15 protein-coding genes and 2 pseudogenes are annotated in these 15089 nt (G+C 57.3%); 9 read left to right on the plus strand and 8 right to left on the minus strand.

Features of this window, described 5'->3' with window-relative positions; translation table 11 throughout:
* Nucleotides 1–49 precede the first annotated feature (49 nt).
* The 3 genes and pseudogenes from H7848_RS07825 to H7848_RS07830 all read left to right on the plus strand — a co-directional run.
* Nucleotides 50–565, plus strand: a pseudogene (locus H7848_RS07825) (aminotransferase class I/II-fold pyridoxal phosphate-dependent enzyme); the annotation flags it as partial.
* A pseudogene (tdh, locus tag H7848_RS19785) lies at nucleotides 549–677 on the plus strand (L-threonine 3-dehydrogenase); the annotation flags it as partial. The pseudogenes H7848_RS07825 and tdh, both read left to right, overlap by 17 nt.
* Before the next feature lie 75 nt (nucleotides 678–752).
* Nucleotides 753–1742 carry a YeiH family protein gene (locus H7848_RS07830; RefSeq protein WP_336512074.1) on the plus strand — a complete coding sequence of 330 codons (990 nt, stop codon included), beginning with the start codon at nucleotides 753–755 and terminating at the stop codon, nucleotides 1740–1742.
* 7 nt (nucleotides 1743–1749) lie between these two features.
* Here H7848_RS07830 and H7848_RS07835 read toward each other — a convergent pair whose 3' ends face one another.
* The 8 genes from H7848_RS07835 to ccmI all read right to left on the minus strand — a co-directional run bounded on the left by H7848_RS07835 (nucleotide 1750) and on the right by ccmI (nucleotide 8765).
* The gene (locus H7848_RS07835; RefSeq protein ID WP_208349761.1) at nucleotides 1750–2727 is read right to left on the minus strand and encodes a DMT family transporter; all 978 of its coding nucleotides are present in this window, start codon (nucleotides 2725–2727) and stop codon (nucleotides 1750–1752) included.
* A gap of 85 nt (nucleotides 2728–2812) precedes the next feature.
* Nucleotides 2813–3919, minus strand: coding sequence for a 3-isopropylmalate dehydrogenase (leuB, locus tag H7848_RS07840; protein WP_208349763.1), 1107 nt, complete (start codon nucleotides 3917–3919; stop codon nucleotides 2813–2815).
* A gap of 69 nt (nucleotides 3920–3988) precedes the next feature.
* A complete protein-coding gene (locus tag H7848_RS07845; protein ID WP_208349866.1) occupies nucleotides 3989–4900 on the minus strand; it encodes an endonuclease/exonuclease/phosphatase family protein in 912 nt (303 codons plus the stop codon).
* 89 nt (nucleotides 4901–4989) lie between these two features.
* Nucleotides 4990–5823: a hypothetical protein gene (locus tag H7848_RS07850; RefSeq protein WP_208349765.1), complete on the minus strand. Its 834-nt coding sequence runs from the start codon at nucleotides 5821–5823 to the stop codon at nucleotides 4990–4992.
* Between the two features lie 213 nt (nucleotides 5824–6036).
* Complete coding sequence (gene leuD, locus H7848_RS07855; protein WP_208349768.1) at nucleotides 6037–6642, minus strand: 3-isopropylmalate dehydratase small subunit; 606 nt, start codon at nucleotides 6640–6642, stop codon at nucleotides 6037–6039.
* 71 nt (nucleotides 6643–6713) lie between these two features.
* Nucleotides 6714–6947: a DUF1289 domain-containing protein gene (locus H7848_RS07860; protein WP_208349771.1), complete on the minus strand. Its 234-nt coding sequence runs from the start codon at nucleotides 6945–6947 to the stop codon at nucleotides 6714–6716.
* The gene (ruvX, locus tag H7848_RS07865; protein WP_419555501.1) at nucleotides 6937–7374 is read right to left on the minus strand and encodes a Holliday junction resolvase RuvX; all 438 of its coding nucleotides are present in this window, start codon (nucleotides 7372–7374) and stop codon (nucleotides 6937–6939) included. Before ruvX ends, H7848_RS07860 begins: the two co-directional genes overlap by 11 nt.
* Before the next feature lie 41 nt (nucleotides 7375–7415).
* Nucleotides 7416–8765 carry a c-type cytochrome biogenesis protein CcmI gene (ccmI, locus tag H7848_RS07870; protein WP_237072644.1) on the minus strand — a complete coding sequence of 450 codons (1350 nt, stop codon included), beginning with the start codon at nucleotides 8763–8765 and terminating at the stop codon, nucleotides 7416–7418.
* A 148-nt stretch (nucleotides 8766–8913) separates the two neighbouring features.
* Between ccmI and H7848_RS07875 the strand changes: the two genes are divergently transcribed.
* Genes H7848_RS07875 through H7848_RS07900 form a run of 6 tightly spaced genes read left to right on the plus strand, consistent with a single transcriptional unit; the run spans nucleotide 8914 to nucleotide 14998 of the window.
* Nucleotides 8914–10158 (plus strand): sarcosine oxidase subunit beta family protein, encoded by a 1245-nt coding sequence (locus H7848_RS07875; protein ID WP_208349863.1) that lies wholly within the window; start codon nucleotides 8914–8916, stop codon nucleotides 10156–10158.
* The gene (locus H7848_RS07880; protein WP_208349778.1) at nucleotides 10158–10520 is read left to right on the plus strand and encodes a hypothetical protein; all 363 of its coding nucleotides are present in this window, start codon (nucleotides 10158–10160) and stop codon (nucleotides 10518–10520) included. Before H7848_RS07875 ends, H7848_RS07880 begins: the two co-directional genes overlap by 1 nt.
* A complete protein-coding gene (locus H7848_RS07885; protein ID WP_208349781.1) occupies nucleotides 10521–11141 on the plus strand; it encodes a hypothetical protein in 621 nt (206 codons plus the stop codon).
* Nucleotides 11135–11464 (plus strand): sarcosine oxidase subunit delta, encoded by a 330-nt coding sequence (locus H7848_RS07890; protein WP_208349784.1) that lies wholly within the window; start codon nucleotides 11135–11137, stop codon nucleotides 11462–11464. The genes H7848_RS07885 and H7848_RS07890 overlap by 7 nt, the downstream gene beginning before the upstream one ends.
* Nucleotides 11461–14472 (plus strand): sarcosine oxidase subunit alpha family protein, encoded by a 3012-nt coding sequence (locus tag H7848_RS07895; RefSeq protein WP_208349787.1) that lies wholly within the window; start codon nucleotides 11461–11463, stop codon nucleotides 14470–14472. The genes H7848_RS07890 and H7848_RS07895 overlap by 4 nt, the downstream gene beginning before the upstream one ends.
* Nucleotides 14465–14998 (plus strand): sarcosine oxidase subunit gamma, encoded by a 534-nt coding sequence (locus H7848_RS07900; protein WP_208349789.1) that lies wholly within the window; start codon nucleotides 14465–14467, stop codon nucleotides 14996–14998. The genes H7848_RS07895 and H7848_RS07900 overlap by 8 nt, the downstream gene beginning before the upstream one ends.
* The last annotated feature ends 91 nt before the right edge of the window (nucleotides 14999–15089 follow it).

The raw sequence follows: 15089 nt of genomic DNA on the forward strand, positions 1-15089 counted from the left end.
TGTCTTTAGACGGGATATCGGCACAGTGTCGATCAAAAGGGGAAAAGCCATGTCCAAATTCATCGACGATGTTCAGGCCACATTGCGGGAAATCGACGCGGCAGGGCTGCATAAGCGCGAACGCCCGATCACGTCGCCGCAGGCGGGGCATATCACAGTGGCCGATCGCGATGTGCTGAACCTGTGTGCGAACAATTATCTGGGGCTGGCCGATCATCCGGCGCTGATCAAGGCGGCACAGGATGCCTTGGCGGATCACGGGTACGGCATGGCCTCGGTCCGGTTCATCTGCGGCACCCAGGATATGCACCGCGTGCTGGAACAGAAGCTGGCGGCGTTTCTGGGCATGGACGACGCGATTTTGTTTGCGGCCTGTTTTGATGCGAATGGCGGGCTGTTTGAACCGCTTTTGGGGCCAGAGGACGCGATTGTGTCGGATGCGCTGAACCATGCGTCGATCATTGATGGGATCCGGCTGTGCAAGGCCAAGCGCTACCGGTTTGCCAATTCTGATATGGATGATCTTGAGGCACAGTTGAAGGCCGCCCGCGATGCTGCAGAACGGTCTGGATGTCAGCCGTGTGATCACGCACCGCTTCAAGATCGATGATTTCAAACAGGGGTTTGATGTTATGCGATCAGGTCAAAGCGGAAAGGTCGTGCTGGACTGGACCTGATGGGACTTCCGTGTTGTCGCCAGGATGTTTTCCCACTATTGCATTGGCACTGCTTCAAAAAATGGTCTTTGCCCCGTGATCACGGCATATTTCGCAAAAATACGTGGTTTCCTGCCCGGCGTGGCTTTTGCCGGGGTTATCGCGCTGGCCGCGCATGCCTTGTCCAGCCACTATGGCGCGCCTGCGATGTTGTTTGCGCTGCTGTTGGGAATGATCTTTTTCCACCTGTCCAGCGATGCCCGAATTGCACCGGGGATCGGCTTTGCTTCGCGTGATTTATTGCGGCTTGGGGTGGGTTTGTTGGGGCTGCGACTGTCGTTCGAGGACATCGCATCACTTGGGTGGGCACCGGTTCTGGCGGTGATTGCCTTGGTCGCTTGCACAACAGTCATTGGCGTTGTTTTGGCGGTCGCACTTGGGCGGACAAAATCCTTTGGCATTCTGGCAGGCGGCGCCGTGGCGATCTGTGGTGCCTCGGCCGCCTTGGCGATTGCCGCTGTATTAGGATCGAAACGCGCGCCGGAACGGGATGTATTGTTCACAGTGGCCGGGGTCACGACGCTGTCGACGCTGGCGATGATCCTGTATCCGGTACTGTTTTCAGTGATGGAGCATTCCCCGCGCGAGGCTGGCTTTCTGATCGGCGCGACGATCCATGACGTGGCGCAGGTCGTGGGGGCAGGGTATTCGATGGGCGAACAGACGGGCGACATTGCGACATTCGTGAAACTGCAGCGCGTGGCGCTGTTGCCAGTGGTATTGTTCGCGCTGGTGCTGCTGATGCGAAACAAGGATGGCGGCAAGGGCGGTATCGGGCTGCCCTGGTTTTTGGTGCTGTTTATTGTCCTGATGCTGGCCAATAACCTTTTGAGCTTGCCGGTGTGGCTGACGGACTTCGTGCGGACCGTATCTGGCGCGCTGTTGCTGGTGGCGATTGCGGCGTTGGGGGTCAAGACATCATTGGCCGAAATGGCGAAATTGGGCCCGCGCGCTGCGTTTATTCTAGTGGCGACGACGGTGTTTTTGCTGATCGCGGCCATCGGCGCAGAAATTGTGGTCTCTTAGGGGCGCATCATGCGTCCGTATCAGTTTTTTCCTGATCCTGACTGTGCAGTATTGGCCCCACCCGCAGGTTCGTTCCCGTTTCGAACCGCGTCCGGGTGCGCAGGACAGGTGTTGTGTTCGATACGTTCTTGCGACCTTCGCGCAAGACAATGTAAAGGCCGCTGGCAATGATGATACCGGCCCCGACAAAGGTCGGCACATCCACGACCTCTTTGAAATAGAAATACCCAAAAGCGCTGGCCCAGATGATCTGCGAATACTGCATGGGGGCCACGATCACGGCTTCGCCGTTGCGATAAGCGGCGATCAGGCAAAGCGTGGCGATGAAGGCGAGGGCGGCAATCACGCCGCTTAGGGCGAAATCGACAAGCGGCATGGGCACATAGACAAAGGGCAGCAGGCAGGCCATCACGATAAAGGTGGCGACCATGGGATAGACCATCAGAACAGCACTGCGTTCCACCCGCCCGATCTTGCGCACAATGACCGAGGCCGTCGCGCCCCCAATGGCGGCGGTCAGGGCGGCGGCGTGGCCCAATGACAGCTCGGCTGAGCCGGGGCGCAACACGATGATCACACCGACCAGTCCGACGATCACAGCCAGCCAGCGCCGGATGCCGACCTTTTCGCCCAGAACCGGAATGGCCAGGATAGTAATCAGCAGGGGCGATGCAAAAAGGATCGCATAGGTCTGGGCTAGCGGCAGCACTGAAAACGCGTAAAAGGCAGATGCCCCGGTGATCACCACCGCCAAAGTTCGCACCGCCGTCCAGACCGGGAATTTCGGGCGCAGATCACCACGCGTTTTGTCGCGCATCAACATCAGCAGAACCAGGGGAAAACCCAGAAGTACGCTGAAAAACACAATCTGAAAGGCCGCATATTGCGCACCCAAGACCTTTACGATGGCATCATGCGTTGCAAAGACACCAAAGGCCGCCAGCGCAAGCAAGGCCCCTTTGGTGTTTGAAACAGGCGCGCTCATCCAGTTTGTCCCTTACGGTTTCGATGTATTCAGTGCGTAACAGCGCGCTGAATGCAAGGGCTGAATACCTGCGCCACAAGTCGGCCTAAAGCGTTTTGTCCAATTCGGCCAGAACCGCATCGCCCATATCCCGGGTTGTGGCGGGCGTTTCACCTGCCGACGGCATCAGATCGGCGGTACGCACTCCGTTGGCCAGTACATTTTCGACTGCCTTTTCAATGCGATCGGCCTCATCCCCCTTGTCGAAGGAATAGCGCAGGGCCATCGCGAAACTTAGGATGCAGGCAATCGGGTTGGCTTTGTTTTGCCCTGCGATATCGGGGGCCGAGCCGTGGACGGGTTCATATAGTGCCTTGGGGCGGCCATTCGCCATCGGTGCCCCAAGACTGGCCGAGGGCAGCATCCCAAGCGACCCGGTCAGCATCGCGGCGGCATCAGACAGTAGATCACCAAACAGGTTGTCGGTGACGATGACATCGAACTGCTTGGGCCAGCGGCACAGTTGCATGACGCCTGCATCGGCGTACATATGGCTTAGCTCGACATCCGGGTAATCTTCGTCGTGGACCTTTTGCACAATCTCGCGCCACAAAATGCCCGACTCCATGACATTCGCTTTTTCCATCGAACACACTTTATTGCCCCGCCGACGGGCCAGTTCAAAGGCGGATCGGGCAACGCGGTCGATCTCAGATTCCGTATAGCGTTGGGTGTTGATGCCCACACGCTCGTTGCCCTCTTCAATGATCCCACGGGGTTCGCCGAAATAAATACCAGACGTCAGTTCGCGCACGATCATAATGTCCAGACCTGCGACGACATCTTTTTTCAGTGACGAAAAATCGGCCAGCGCGTCAAAGCATTGTGCCGGGCGCAGGTTGGCAAAGAGGTCCATTTCCTTGCGCAAACGCAGCAGCCCGCGTTCGGGTTTGACGCTGAAATCCAGGTCATCGTATTTCGGCCCGCCCACGGCGCCCAGCAGCACTGCGTCAACCTCCTGCGCTTTGGCCATCGTGTCATCATGCAGCGGCGTGCCGTGTGCATCATAGGCGGCACCGCCGACCAGATCTTCGCTGACGTCAAAGGTCAGCCCCCGCTTGTGACCAAACCAGTCGATGATCCGCGTCACCTGGCCCATGACTTCGGGGCCAATGCCGTCGCCGGCCAGTATCAGAATCGACGGGTTACTCATGCGGTGTCCTTTTCATTCAACAGATCGCGCCCGTGGCTAGCGAGTTCGGCCCAGATGGTCAAGAAAGGATCAATCGAGGTAGAGATCCACCCAGAGCAGGCGATGGCGGCTGGCTTGGGTCCAATCGGCGGGCAGGTCATATCGGCTTGCTTCATCCTCGGTTGGTGAAAACACGCCCGCCGCCTTGATGCGCCAGCTTTGCGCAGGCAAAACATAGTCCAATCGAAGGGCGCCGATATCGTCGAAAAAGGCGGTATCTGTGGGGCCATGCGGGTCTTGGATTTTCGGATGGGTCAGGATGTCTTGCATGGCTTTACTGCGACCATCGCCCTTTTCCGGGTCCAGATTGCTGACACCGACTATCACAAAATCACGCGGGGCATTTTGGCCTTCGATATGGTGAAGCCAGAACAGGTTTTCATCTTGGTTTCTAAGGCCATTGCGATCTTCAGGCCCGTCGAAGACCGGTGGCGTGGCGTGATAGGTCAGCAGGGTCAGCACACGATCATTAAGCAGGCGGATGGGAACTGACCAATGTGCGGTGGAGGAGAGGCGCTGGATTTTCTGGACCTCGGGGCTGGGGAAGGGCGCCTCGTCGACTTTAGGCAGCGTCGCCCAGGGCAGTTCGGCCCAGATCACATCGGAAAAATCTGTTGTCTGATCCAACTGGATGGGATGTTTGGACAGCACCAGTAAACCGTTCTGACCGTGAAACAGACCGTACCCCTGGCCGTCGCGCGGCGTTCCTGTGCGCCCGTCGCCGTCCATATCCAGACCCGTGGCGCGGCCAGCATTTGGCTGCCTAGTGAAAATGTGGGGGTATTCAGCGCCTTGATCCGCAATCAGATCACGCAGAGCTTTGGCGGTGATGCCGTGATAATCATAATCAACGCCTTGCAGGGTGATAAGATCGGGGTTCGCAGCTGCAATAATCCTGGCGATTGTGATGATATCGGCGTCCTGACGGACAATATCACGCAATAAAAGACCCGGGCCTTTCCGCGACAGTTCAGTATGAAAACTGGCAACCCGTACCGTTTCAGCCTGTGCGCAAACAGCTAGACACCATATCAGGCAAAGACCAAACCATCCTCTTCGCCTTGCGGATAGGCGCTGCGTCGCTTTTTCATGATCAGCTTTGCGACCCGCCCCATGGCGAGGCCACGCATAAACAGACTGGCGGGGATAAAGGCCCATGCAGCAACAACCCAGATCATCGTTTGATAGTGAGCAAGGGAGAAGGCATCAAACACATGCGCAACGCCCCCGATCATGACTGGTACGATAAATGGCAGCAAAACCCCTAAAGTAACGTTAATGTAAGAATCCCGGTTCAGTCTTTTGATAACATCGCCACCGGCCGTTGGGTCAAAGGTGGGCAGATTGACCCAAACATTGAAAACGCTGCGGGCGGGCCATCGGCTAAATCCCAGAAAAAACATGAAAAAGATCACCGACAAAAACGACATAGCATAGCTAAGGCCAGCCGCGATCAGTAACATCTGCGCCTGATCTTCTGACCCTTCGGGCAGCATGGTGATCATCAACCTGACAGGTGAAAACGGTGCGTCGATCTGCGCAGCAACTGTCGCGCCGATTTTCGTCAGAAATTCGGTCAGGGCAGTGGGTTCGTAAAGCCCGCGGCAGATCAGGCTAAGCACCACGACCGTCGCGAAAAGCGACAGGAACCGTATGCGGTTGAAGGGCGGGGCGTCGCGAAACTCAATAAGGCTGGGGTAGGTTGACGCATATTCAAAGATCGTCATACCCGCCGCGAAAAGGGCGATCAGCGCCACGATTTGTAGCGTGTCGACCGTCAGCCCAGGCAACAGGATAGACGGCGTTGCGATCAGAACGATCACCAAAAATGCACGTAACACTGAACTGGCAAACCGAATTACCACTTACATCCCCCTGTTCCTGGCACTGTTTGACGGGTTCAGCAGCAAACACACGAAAGACCCACAGCGCGGCGACCCTGTTTTGCTAATCGCCATTTCTTAACTTTGACTTAACAAATGAGGCAAATTCGTGGTGAATTTGGCGCCATATTGGTGTTTCTTGATAACAAAAAAAGGGCCACGAATGGCCCTATTGTTCGCAAGATCGGAGTTTTGTCAGACCCAGGGACGCTGCTGTTGCATCGTGTTTTCATAGGCGGCGATGGCGGGTGCTTTTTCAAGCGACAAAGCGATGTCGTCCAAGCCATTGAGCAGGCAGTGTTTTTTAAACGCATCAACTTCAAAGGAAAAACTCTCGCCGTCAGATGTCGTGACGGTCTGTGCCTCAAGATCAATGGTCATGCGGGCGTTTGCCCCTTTTTCGGCATCTTTCATTAAGACATCGACAACCTCTTGCGGCAGGGCGATGGGCAGAATGCCGTTCTTGAAGCAATTGTTATAAAAGATATCCGCAAATGATGGGGCGATAACGCAGCGAATCCCGAAATCCTTGATTGCCCAGGGGGCATGTTCGCGCGATGATCCGCAGCCAAAGTTATCGCCGGCCACCAGAATTTCGGCATTGCGATAGGCGGGTTGGTTCAGAACAAAATCTTCGATCTCGTTCCCGTTGTCGTCATAACGCATCTCGTCAAAAAGGTTCACACCAAGGCCCGAGCGTTTGATGGTTTTGAGGAACTGTTTGGGAATGATCATATCGGTGTCGACATTGATCAGGGGCAGGGGTGCCGCAATTCCGGTCAATTTCTCAAATTTATCCATGATGTGGTCCTTGTCATATCAAGTGTGCAGGCCGTTTATTAGACGACATTGCCGCAGGATACCATAGGTTTTCAGCGCTCGGACAGCCGTGCTGCGCGTCCGCCGCGACGTTTTTGCAGGCGGGGTGCGCGTGTTGGCAGCTCTTCCATCACCTGGCTGCGCGCCTCGGGGGTCATGCGGCCCCAGTTCGTGATTTCGTCGATGGACCGAAAACAGCCGGTGCAAATGCGTTCGGTCGGGTGGACCACGCAGATGTTTATGCAGGGGCTTTCTATTTCAGCCCGTTTCCAGATGTCACTGCTCATGCGGCTGCCTTATGTGATTTAATCGATCTAGTGCACCTTGCAGAATATATCCAGCGGCAACGTGATCGATCACCTCGGCGCGACGTTTTCGTGTCGTATCTGCCTCAAGCAGCGCGCGTTCGGCGGCGACGGTCGACAGGCGTTCGTCCCAGAACCCGATGGGCAGGTCGGTCAGGCGCGACAAATTGCGGGCAAAGGCGCGGGTGGATTGACAGCGGGGGCCTTCGGTACCGTCCATATTGCGCGGCAGGCCGAGGATAAAGCCGCCCAGATTGCGGGTCTTGGCAATCTGAAGCAGGCGTTGGGCATCTAGGGTGAATTTCTTGCGTTTTATTGTCTCAAGCGGCGAAGACACCGACCGCAAGCTATCAGACACCGCCACCCCGATGGTGTGCGTGCCCAGATCAAGGCCTGCCAGCGCTGTCATCGGTTGCGCTGTTGCGGCGAAGTCCTCAAGCGTTTCGCAGATCAATCCGCCACCCCTGCACGACGCGCCGCGCTTTCAATAACCTCAAGGGCGTCGTCCAGCCCCTGAAACGCCTGCTGAGCATCAACCCAGACGGCGCGTGCGCGATCGGTCTGGCCCAGAACGCCATAGGCCTGGATCAGCCGCGCCCAGTCTTCGGGCGGGCCACCGGCGGTGCTAAGGCGGTCGGCCAGCCCATTCACCATTCCTTGGATCATTGCGTTGCGATCTTCGGGGTCCATATCCTGCGCGGCGGCGATATCATCGGCGGTGGGGCCTGTCAGCATATCGGGCAGTGTGAACTGAGCGCCCGCGCGCATTGCCACCAATTCGATCTGACGCATGATCGGCGCGATCCAGGGGGCGTTGGCAGGGCCTTCATCCAACTGCTGTTGCCATATGCGGAAAGCAACGTCGGGACGCCCGATCTGGCTGAACATCAGGCCCGAGTAATACCGGGCACGACCGTTGTTCGGATCGCGGGCCAATGCGCCATCCAGCGCCGCCTCGGCCTCGGGTGACACATAACCGCCCGCAGCCAGCACCATAAGTTCGGCATGGTCTGCGTAATCCTCGGCGGTGACCTGATCGCCCAGCAACTCGATCACACGGGCTTGAGCGCGATGGGCGGCCGCAAAGTTCTGCATCCGCGCTTCGGTCGTGGCCAGCAGAACGTAGCCCTGCAGGTCATCGGGGCGGTTTTCTAGAATATCACGTAACTGCTGCAACAGCGCCTGATCACGGCTGACGGCAGGGGGGCGTCCGGCTGAGGTGCGGCGGGTCTCAAATTCCTGTTCGGCTACCGCCTGCGACGGACGGGTGTCGCGGGCCATTTCGGCTGTCTGAATCCGCGCCTGATGGGGCAGGTCGCCATAACCGGGCGCGCCCACACCATCAAAGATAAGGGCCAACGTGTAGTCTCTGCCAAAGACTGATACTGAAAAATCCGTTTGTTCTTTCAAAGTTATCAGCCGAGCATCGCTTACCCCGAGCCAGTTTAAAATTCGCGCGCTACCGGCATAGGTAGCAAAAGTGATAGCAAAGACAATCAGCACCGTTACACCGGCCGTGACCGGATCGAACCGTTTGCCTTTATGGCCCTGCGCGGTCTCTTTCTGAATCTTTTTGTCCGCATCCAGAATGCGGCGCGATACCTCGATGCGCAGCCGCTCGGCCTCTTCTGCGTCTATCACGTTGCGGGCCAGATCGCGGTCGATCTCTTTTAGCTGCTCACGATAGACCTGCATGTCAAAAGCTGCAGCGGGCACAGCATCGGCACCGGCGCGGCGCAGCGCGGAAATCAGCAGCAGCGCAACCGCCGCGGTCATTAATATAGTCAGGATCCAGAACATCATTTTGCTTACCTAAGCCCAATCGCTGCGCGGCAAAACCCCCAATCGCAAGATGTCGCAGATGTGGGGTATTGTGCCGCTGCCGGTCGTGGGCCACAGTAGCAATCGCCTAACACTATTGGCCAGACCAGACTGGGATTTTATCGCCATGAAGCGCTATTCGGTTTTCGCCATCGCCCGAGAGGCCGCACGCTATCATACCGGGTGGGAACGGGCCTGGGCCGCGCGCGCGCCGAAAAAGAAGTATGATGTGATCATTGTGGGTGCGGGTGGTCACGGGTTGGCGACTGCTTACTATCTGGGCCGCAACCACGGGATCAGGAACGTCGCGGTGCTGGAAAAGGGCTGGTTGGGCGGCGGCAATACCGGGCGGAACACGACGATTATCCGGTCGAATTACCTGCAGGACCCGTCCGCCGCGATCTACGAAAAATCGCGCAGCTTGTATGAAACGCTGTCACAGGATCTGAACTACAACGTCATGTTCAGCCCGCGCGGCGTGATGATGCTGGCCCAGACCCACCATGAGGTACGGGGATATCAACGCACGGCCCACGCAAATGCCCTGCAAGGGGTGGCCACCGAATACATCAGCCCGCAGCGCGTGAAAGAGCTATGCCCGATCATCGACATCGACGGGCCGCGGTACCCTGTGCTTGGCGCGCTCTGGCAGCCCCGCGGTGGCACAGCCCGGCACGACGCAGTGGCCTGGGGCTATGCGCGGGCGTGTTCGGACATGGGAATGGACATCATCCAGCAATGCGAAGTGACCGCCGTGCGCCAGTCGGGCAGCAAGGTCACCGGCGTCAGCACCACGAAGGGCGAGATTGACTGCGATAAGCTAGGCATCGTCGTGGCGGGGCATTCAGGCGTTCTGGCCGATATGGCGGGTTTCCGTCTGCCCATCGAAAGCGTGGCGCTTCAGGCGCTGGTGTCCGAGCCCATAAAGCCCTGCATGGACGTCGTCGTGATGGCCAACACCGTGCATGGGTATATGAGCCAGTCGGACAAGGGCGAAATGGTCATCGGCGGCGGCGCGGACGGGTATAACAACTACACCCAACGGGGCAGCTTTCATCATATCGAGGAAACCGTGCGCGCGCTGATCGAAACCTTCCCGATGATCAGCCGGTTGAAAATGCTTCGGCAATGGGGCGGGATCGTGGATATGACGGGGGACCGGTCGCCCATCCTATCGAAAACACCGCTTGAGGGCTGTTTCATCAACTGCGGATGGGGCACTGGCGGGTTCAAAGCCATCCCCGGATCAGGCTGGGGCATGGCGGAACTGATGGCCAAGGGGGCGTCACCGCTGACGGATGCGTTTACATTGGACCGGTTCCGCGAAGGGCGGTTTATTGACGAGAGCGTAGCCGCGGGGGTGGCGCACTGATGGCCCAACTATCACTAGAAGATTTTATATTTGAGACACTTACCGCAATCTCAAATGGTGTAACACGCGCGCAGAAAAAATCGAAAGATGACAATAGTGTACCAATCGCACCTGCAGGAGTTGGCGGCAAAATGACTGAGCATGGCGAACAACTAGTGAAATTCTCGGTCACTGTAGAAGTTGCCGAACAGAGTACGAAGTCTGGAAAAATAGAAGCCAACGCCAATTTCGTATCTGTCATTTCTGGGCGTGCTGGTGTTGAGGGTGGGAAAGAAAGCAACGACAGAAGTGCTCATGTAATTGAGTTTAGCGTGCCGATGAACTTTGGTTCAGTTTGGCGTCATGAAGAAGGAGATGAATAGTTGTCATTTGTTTTTCATCGCTTCTTAGAAACTATTGTTCATAGAACCAAACTTATTATCGGTGATGGTCCAAGCTTAGATAAGCATCAAATTTGCTTTTGGATTGATAGATTTACTTCATTCCCCCCCACCATCTCCGCCGAAAGAGCCTCCGTCGGAATAATGATCGGGTCGTATCTGAGACTCGCCTGTGCGAAGATTTTTACCAGACCCACGGCGTTTTCTGCGCGTTTTCCATGTCTCACCGATATAGAGCAACAGCGCGGGGACGCTCATCGTGAAGATGACCAGAACGATGATAAGAAGCCATTTCATTTAACACCTGTGCTTCGATGCCATTTATCGATGATTGAGCTGTTTGCAATTCGCCTATCTATTATTTGTGCCCGCCAGAGTGCTGCGGCATATCGCGGCTTTGTCATAATCTATGCCCGGCTTATGCGGCTGGTGTGTCTGGACTTGAACCGGTTTCGATCTGCGAAAATACCGGATCGCTTTGTAAAGCCCAAAGAAAACGGCGCCGATCAGGGCGATGAAAAAAACTGTATCCATAATATAGATGTACGACCCGCTGCTGTGCTTTTCAATGAGTTCCATCGCAAAAGGCCCCTTGCATGCTGATCCTGACCTGCCCCTATTGCGGCGTTGCGGCCGATGAAACGGAACTTACCCCGGGTGGTGAGGCGCATTTGACGCGGGAAACCGTGGGGGCTGATGACGCAGCCTTCGAAGGCTATCTGTTCAAGCGCGAAAACCCCAAGGGCGTGCACTTTGAACGCTGGCGGCATGCCTATGGCTGTGGCAAGTGGTTTCATGCGGCGCGCTGCACGGTGACGCTTGAGGTTTTTGGTACGTATCCCGCCCAAACCACCGAACCGCCCAAGGACATCCGCGACAAGATCACTGCAAAACGTCCCGGCTGGTCGTGGAGGGACTTTGGATGAGCACGCGTCTGGCCCGTGACGGGCGTTTTCTGAACAAATCCAAGGCGATAAAGTTCACCTTTAACGGCAAGCAACTGCGGGGTTTTGAGGGCGACACGCTGGCCTCGGCCCTGCTTGCAAACGGGCAGACGCTGGTTGGGCGGTCGTTCAAATACCACCGCCCGCGCGGCGTGGTGGCCAGCGGGGCTGAGGAGCCGAACGCGTTGGTCAACCTTGGTGCCGAGGGGCGGTTTGAACCCAATGCACGCGCCACAACGACCGAAGTGTTTGAGGGCCTGAAAGCCGCCTCGCAAAACCATTGGCCCAGTCTGGACTTCGACGTAGGCGCCATCAATGCGCGTTTGGCGCGGTTCCTGCCTGCGGGTTTTTACTACAAGATGTTCATCCATCCACGGCCGTTCTGGAAGTACATCTATGAACCCTTCATCCGCCAGTCCGCCGGTCTGGGCAAGGCCCCCAAGGCGCGCGATGCCGATACCTATGATCATTTCTACGCCCATGTCGATATTCTGATCATCGGCGGCGGGGTCGCGGGGCTGGCCGCGGCTTTGACAGCGGGCAAGTCTGGTGCGCGGGTTTTGGTGATCGAACAGACCGCTCATTGGGGCGGCCGGGCGCCCGTGGACGGTGGTACGATTGATGGTCTTGATCCCGATGAGTGGGTGAAGAAAACCCTGCAAGCCCTTGAGAAAATGAAAAATATCATCCTGGGCGCCCGCATGATGGGGACAGGGATTTATGACCACGGCTATGTGCTGGGCTACGAACGGCTGACTGATCATACCCCCGACCAGGACGGTCCGCGGCATCGGTTGTGGCGCATTCGGGCCAAACAGATCGTGACGGCCACTGGCGCGATTGAACGACCGCTGAGTTTCGCGGGCAATGATGTGCCGGGGGTCATGCTGGCTTCGGCCATTCGGGATTATGTTGTCAACTATGCGGTTTCGCCCGGCGACCGCACAGTGATTGTGACCAATAACGACGATGCATATCGCACGGCCTTGGCTTTGAAAGACGCAGGCCTTGAGGTGCCCGCCGTCGTCGATGCCCGGCCTGAGGGCGGCGGCGCGTTGATGCAGCAGGTCAAGGACCGCGGCGTGCGCGTTCTGACAGGCAAAGGCATCGCCGGTGTGAGCGGCGGCAAGCAGGTGCAGGGCGTGAAGATTTGTGCCCAAGCGGGCGAGGGCGCGGTGCTGGAGGAAATCCCCTGCGACGCCGTGGCCATGTCAGGCGGCTGGTCGCCCGTTGTGCATCTGTGGAGCCATTGCGGCGGCAAACTGCTGTGGGATCAGGAAAAGGCGCATTTTCACCCCGATATCGGTCGTGCGCCCACAGGGGCCGATGGTGAACCCTTTGTCATTCCCGCAGGTGCCGCGAACGGGTCGATGTCACTGGCCAATGTGCTGGCCGGTGGGGTTGCGGCGGGTCAAATGGCGGTTGAGCGTGCAGGGCTGAAGCCAAAGCGCATCGCCACGCCCGAAGGCGACAGCGTGACTGAGGCGCCGATGCAGCCCGTCTGGATGATGCCTCAGGGGGCGGGCGTCAAACTGCGCAACAAGATGTGGCTAGATTATCAGAACGATGTGAAGGTCAGCGACGTGCAACTGGCCGCGCAGGAAGGGTTCGAAAGCGTCGAACATACCAAGCGTTATACGACGCTTGGCATGGCAACAGATCAGGGAAAGCTGAGCAATATCAATGGCCTTGCGGTACTTTCTAACGCGCTGAATGCCGATATTCCGCAGGTGGGTACAACCACCTTCCGCCCGCCTTATACGCCGATCTCGATGGGTGCCATCGCGGGTGAAGCGCGGGCCGAGCTGTTCCAGCCCATTCGCAAGACCCCGATCCATGAGTGGCACGACGACAATGGCGCTTATTGGGAGCCTGTGGGCCACTGGCGTCGCCCCTATTGCTATCCGCGCGACGGTGAAAGCCATGCGGACGCGGTGAACCGAGAGGTCACGAACACCCGCGAAAACCTGGGGCTGCTGGATGCCTCAACCCTGGGTAAGATCGTGGTCAAAGGGCCGGATGCGGGGGAGTTTCTGGATATGCTTTACACCAACATGATCAGCACACTGAAGCCGGGGCGTTGTCGCTATGGTCTGATGTGTTCAGAAAACGGGTTTCTGATCGACGATGGTGTGGTGGCGCGGATCGATGATGACACGTTCCTGTGCCACACGACCACCGGCGGCGCGGATCGCATCCACGCGCATATGGAAGAATGGCTGCAGACCGAATGGTGGGACTGGAAGGTCTGGACCGTGAACCTGACCGAACAATATGCGCAGATCGCGGTGGTTGGCCCGAACGCGCGGAAAGTGCTGGAAAAGCTGGGCGGTATGGATGTCAGCAAGGACACGCTGCCGTTTATGGCTTGGGCAGACGGCCAGATCGGTGGGATCGATGTGCGGGTCTATCGCATCAGCTTCTCGGGCGAGTTGAGCTATGAGATTGCCGTGCGCGCCGGGCAGGGGCGTGCGTTATGGGATGCCTTGGTCGAGGCCGGGCAGGAATTTGGCGTGATGCCCTATGGCACCGAGGCGCTGCATGTGATGCGGGCTGAGAAGGGCTTTATCATGATCGGGGACGAAACCGATGGCACTGTTATCCCGCAAGATCTGGGGCTGCACTGGGCGATTTCGAAGAAAAAGGACGACTATTTGGGCAAACGCGCGCACGAACGGTCGCATATGGTTGATCCGGATCGCTGGCAGCTGGTCGGGCTGGAAACCATTGATGGGTCGGTCATTCCGGACGGCGCCTATGCGGTGGCTGGGGGCACGAATGAGAACGGGCAACGTAATGTGCAAGGGCGTGTAACCTCGACCTATTATTCGCCCACCCTCAAGCGCGGCATTGCGATGGGGTTGGTTCACAACGGTCCGGACCGGATGGGTGAACGGCTGGAATTCCCCAAGATCGACGGCACTAGCGTTTTCGCCAAGATCGTCGATCCGGTGTTCTACGACAAAGAGGGGGCGAAGCAGGATGTCTGATATTCTCGTGAAGATCCACCGCGCCGCGCCTTATGGCATGATCACTCTGCGCGGCGACTTGTCTTCAACGGCCTTGCAAAAAGCCGCGACAGATGCAGCGGGTGTGGCTTTTCCCGAAACGGGTATGTGTGTCTTTGAAGGAAAAAGCGGTCTTTCCTGGATGTCACCGGATGAGCTGCTGGTGTTGATGCCCCATGATCAGATTCAGTCGACTTTGGCTCAGATCGAAAAAGCGCTGAACAGTACCCATTTTTTGGCCGCCGATGTCTCAGACGCCCGCGCCATGTTCACGATCACCGGACCACACTGGCGCGATGTTCTGGCCAAGCTGACACCCGCTGACGTTCACCCTGACAGCTTTCAGCAGGGTCACTTTCGTCGCACCCGACTGGCACAGGTGCCCGTGGCGTTCTGGCAAAGCAGTGCGGATACCGTCACCTTGATCTGTTTCCGTTCCGTCGCGGACTATGTCGAGGGTCTTTTGGTGAATGCGGGACGTGCAAAGAGTAACGCCGATTACTTTTGACTTTCTTGCAATGACTGATTTTCTTTTCGACTGTGATCTTCCGCTCAGATTGTTTTTTATGGATTAAGATTTTGCAAAATGAACTGATAGT

This window comes from Pseudaestuariivita rosea (assembly GCF_017592335.1).
Lineage (GTDB): Bacteria > Pseudomonadota > Alphaproteobacteria > Rhodobacterales > Rhodobacteraceae > Parasulfitobacter > Parasulfitobacter rosea.

What these genes read in the sequence shown, in the direction of transcription:
- ruvX (WP_419555501.1), bottom strand. Translation starts at nt 7,374, where the DNA reads ATGACAGCGCTGGCAGGCCTTGATCTGGGCACGCACACCATCGGGGTG.
- H7848_RS07835 (WP_208349761.1), bottom strand. Translation starts at nt 2,727, where the DNA reads ATGAGCGCGCCTGTTTCAAACACCAAAGGGGCCTTGCTTGCGCTGGCG.
- H7848_RS07895 (WP_208349787.1), top strand. Translation starts at nt 11,461, where the DNA reads ATGAGCACGCGTCTGGCCCGTGACGGGCGTTTTCTGAACAAATCCAAG.
- H7848_RS07890 (WP_208349784.1), top strand. Translation starts at nt 11,135, where the DNA reads ATGCTGATCCTGACCTGCCCCTATTGCGGCGTTGCGGCCGATGAAACG.
- leuD (WP_208349768.1), bottom strand. Translation starts at nt 6,642, where the DNA reads ATGGATAAATTTGAGAAATTGACCGGAATTGCGGCACCCCTGCCCCTG.
- ccmI (WP_237072644.1), bottom strand. Translation starts at nt 8,765, where the DNA reads ATGTTCTGGATCCTGACTATATTAATGACCGCGGCGGTTGCGCTGCTG.
- H7848_RS07875 (WP_208349863.1), top strand. Translation starts at nt 8,914, where the DNA reads ATGAAGCGCTATTCGGTTTTCGCCATCGCCCGAGAGGCCGCACGCTAT.
- H7848_RS07860 (WP_208349771.1), bottom strand. Translation starts at nt 6,947, where the DNA reads ATGAGCAGTGACATCTGGAAACGGGCTGAAATAGAAAGCCCCTGCATA.
- H7848_RS07900 (WP_208349789.1), top strand. Translation starts at nt 14,465, where the DNA reads ATGTCTGATATTCTCGTGAAGATCCACCGCGCCGCGCCTTATGGCATG.
- leuB (WP_208349763.1), bottom strand. Translation starts at nt 3,919, where the DNA reads ATGAGTAACCCGTCGATTCTGATACTGGCCGGCGACGGCATTGGCCCC.
- H7848_RS07880 (WP_208349778.1), top strand. Translation starts at nt 10,158, where the DNA reads ATGGCCCAACTATCACTAGAAGATTTTATATTTGAGACACTTACCGCA.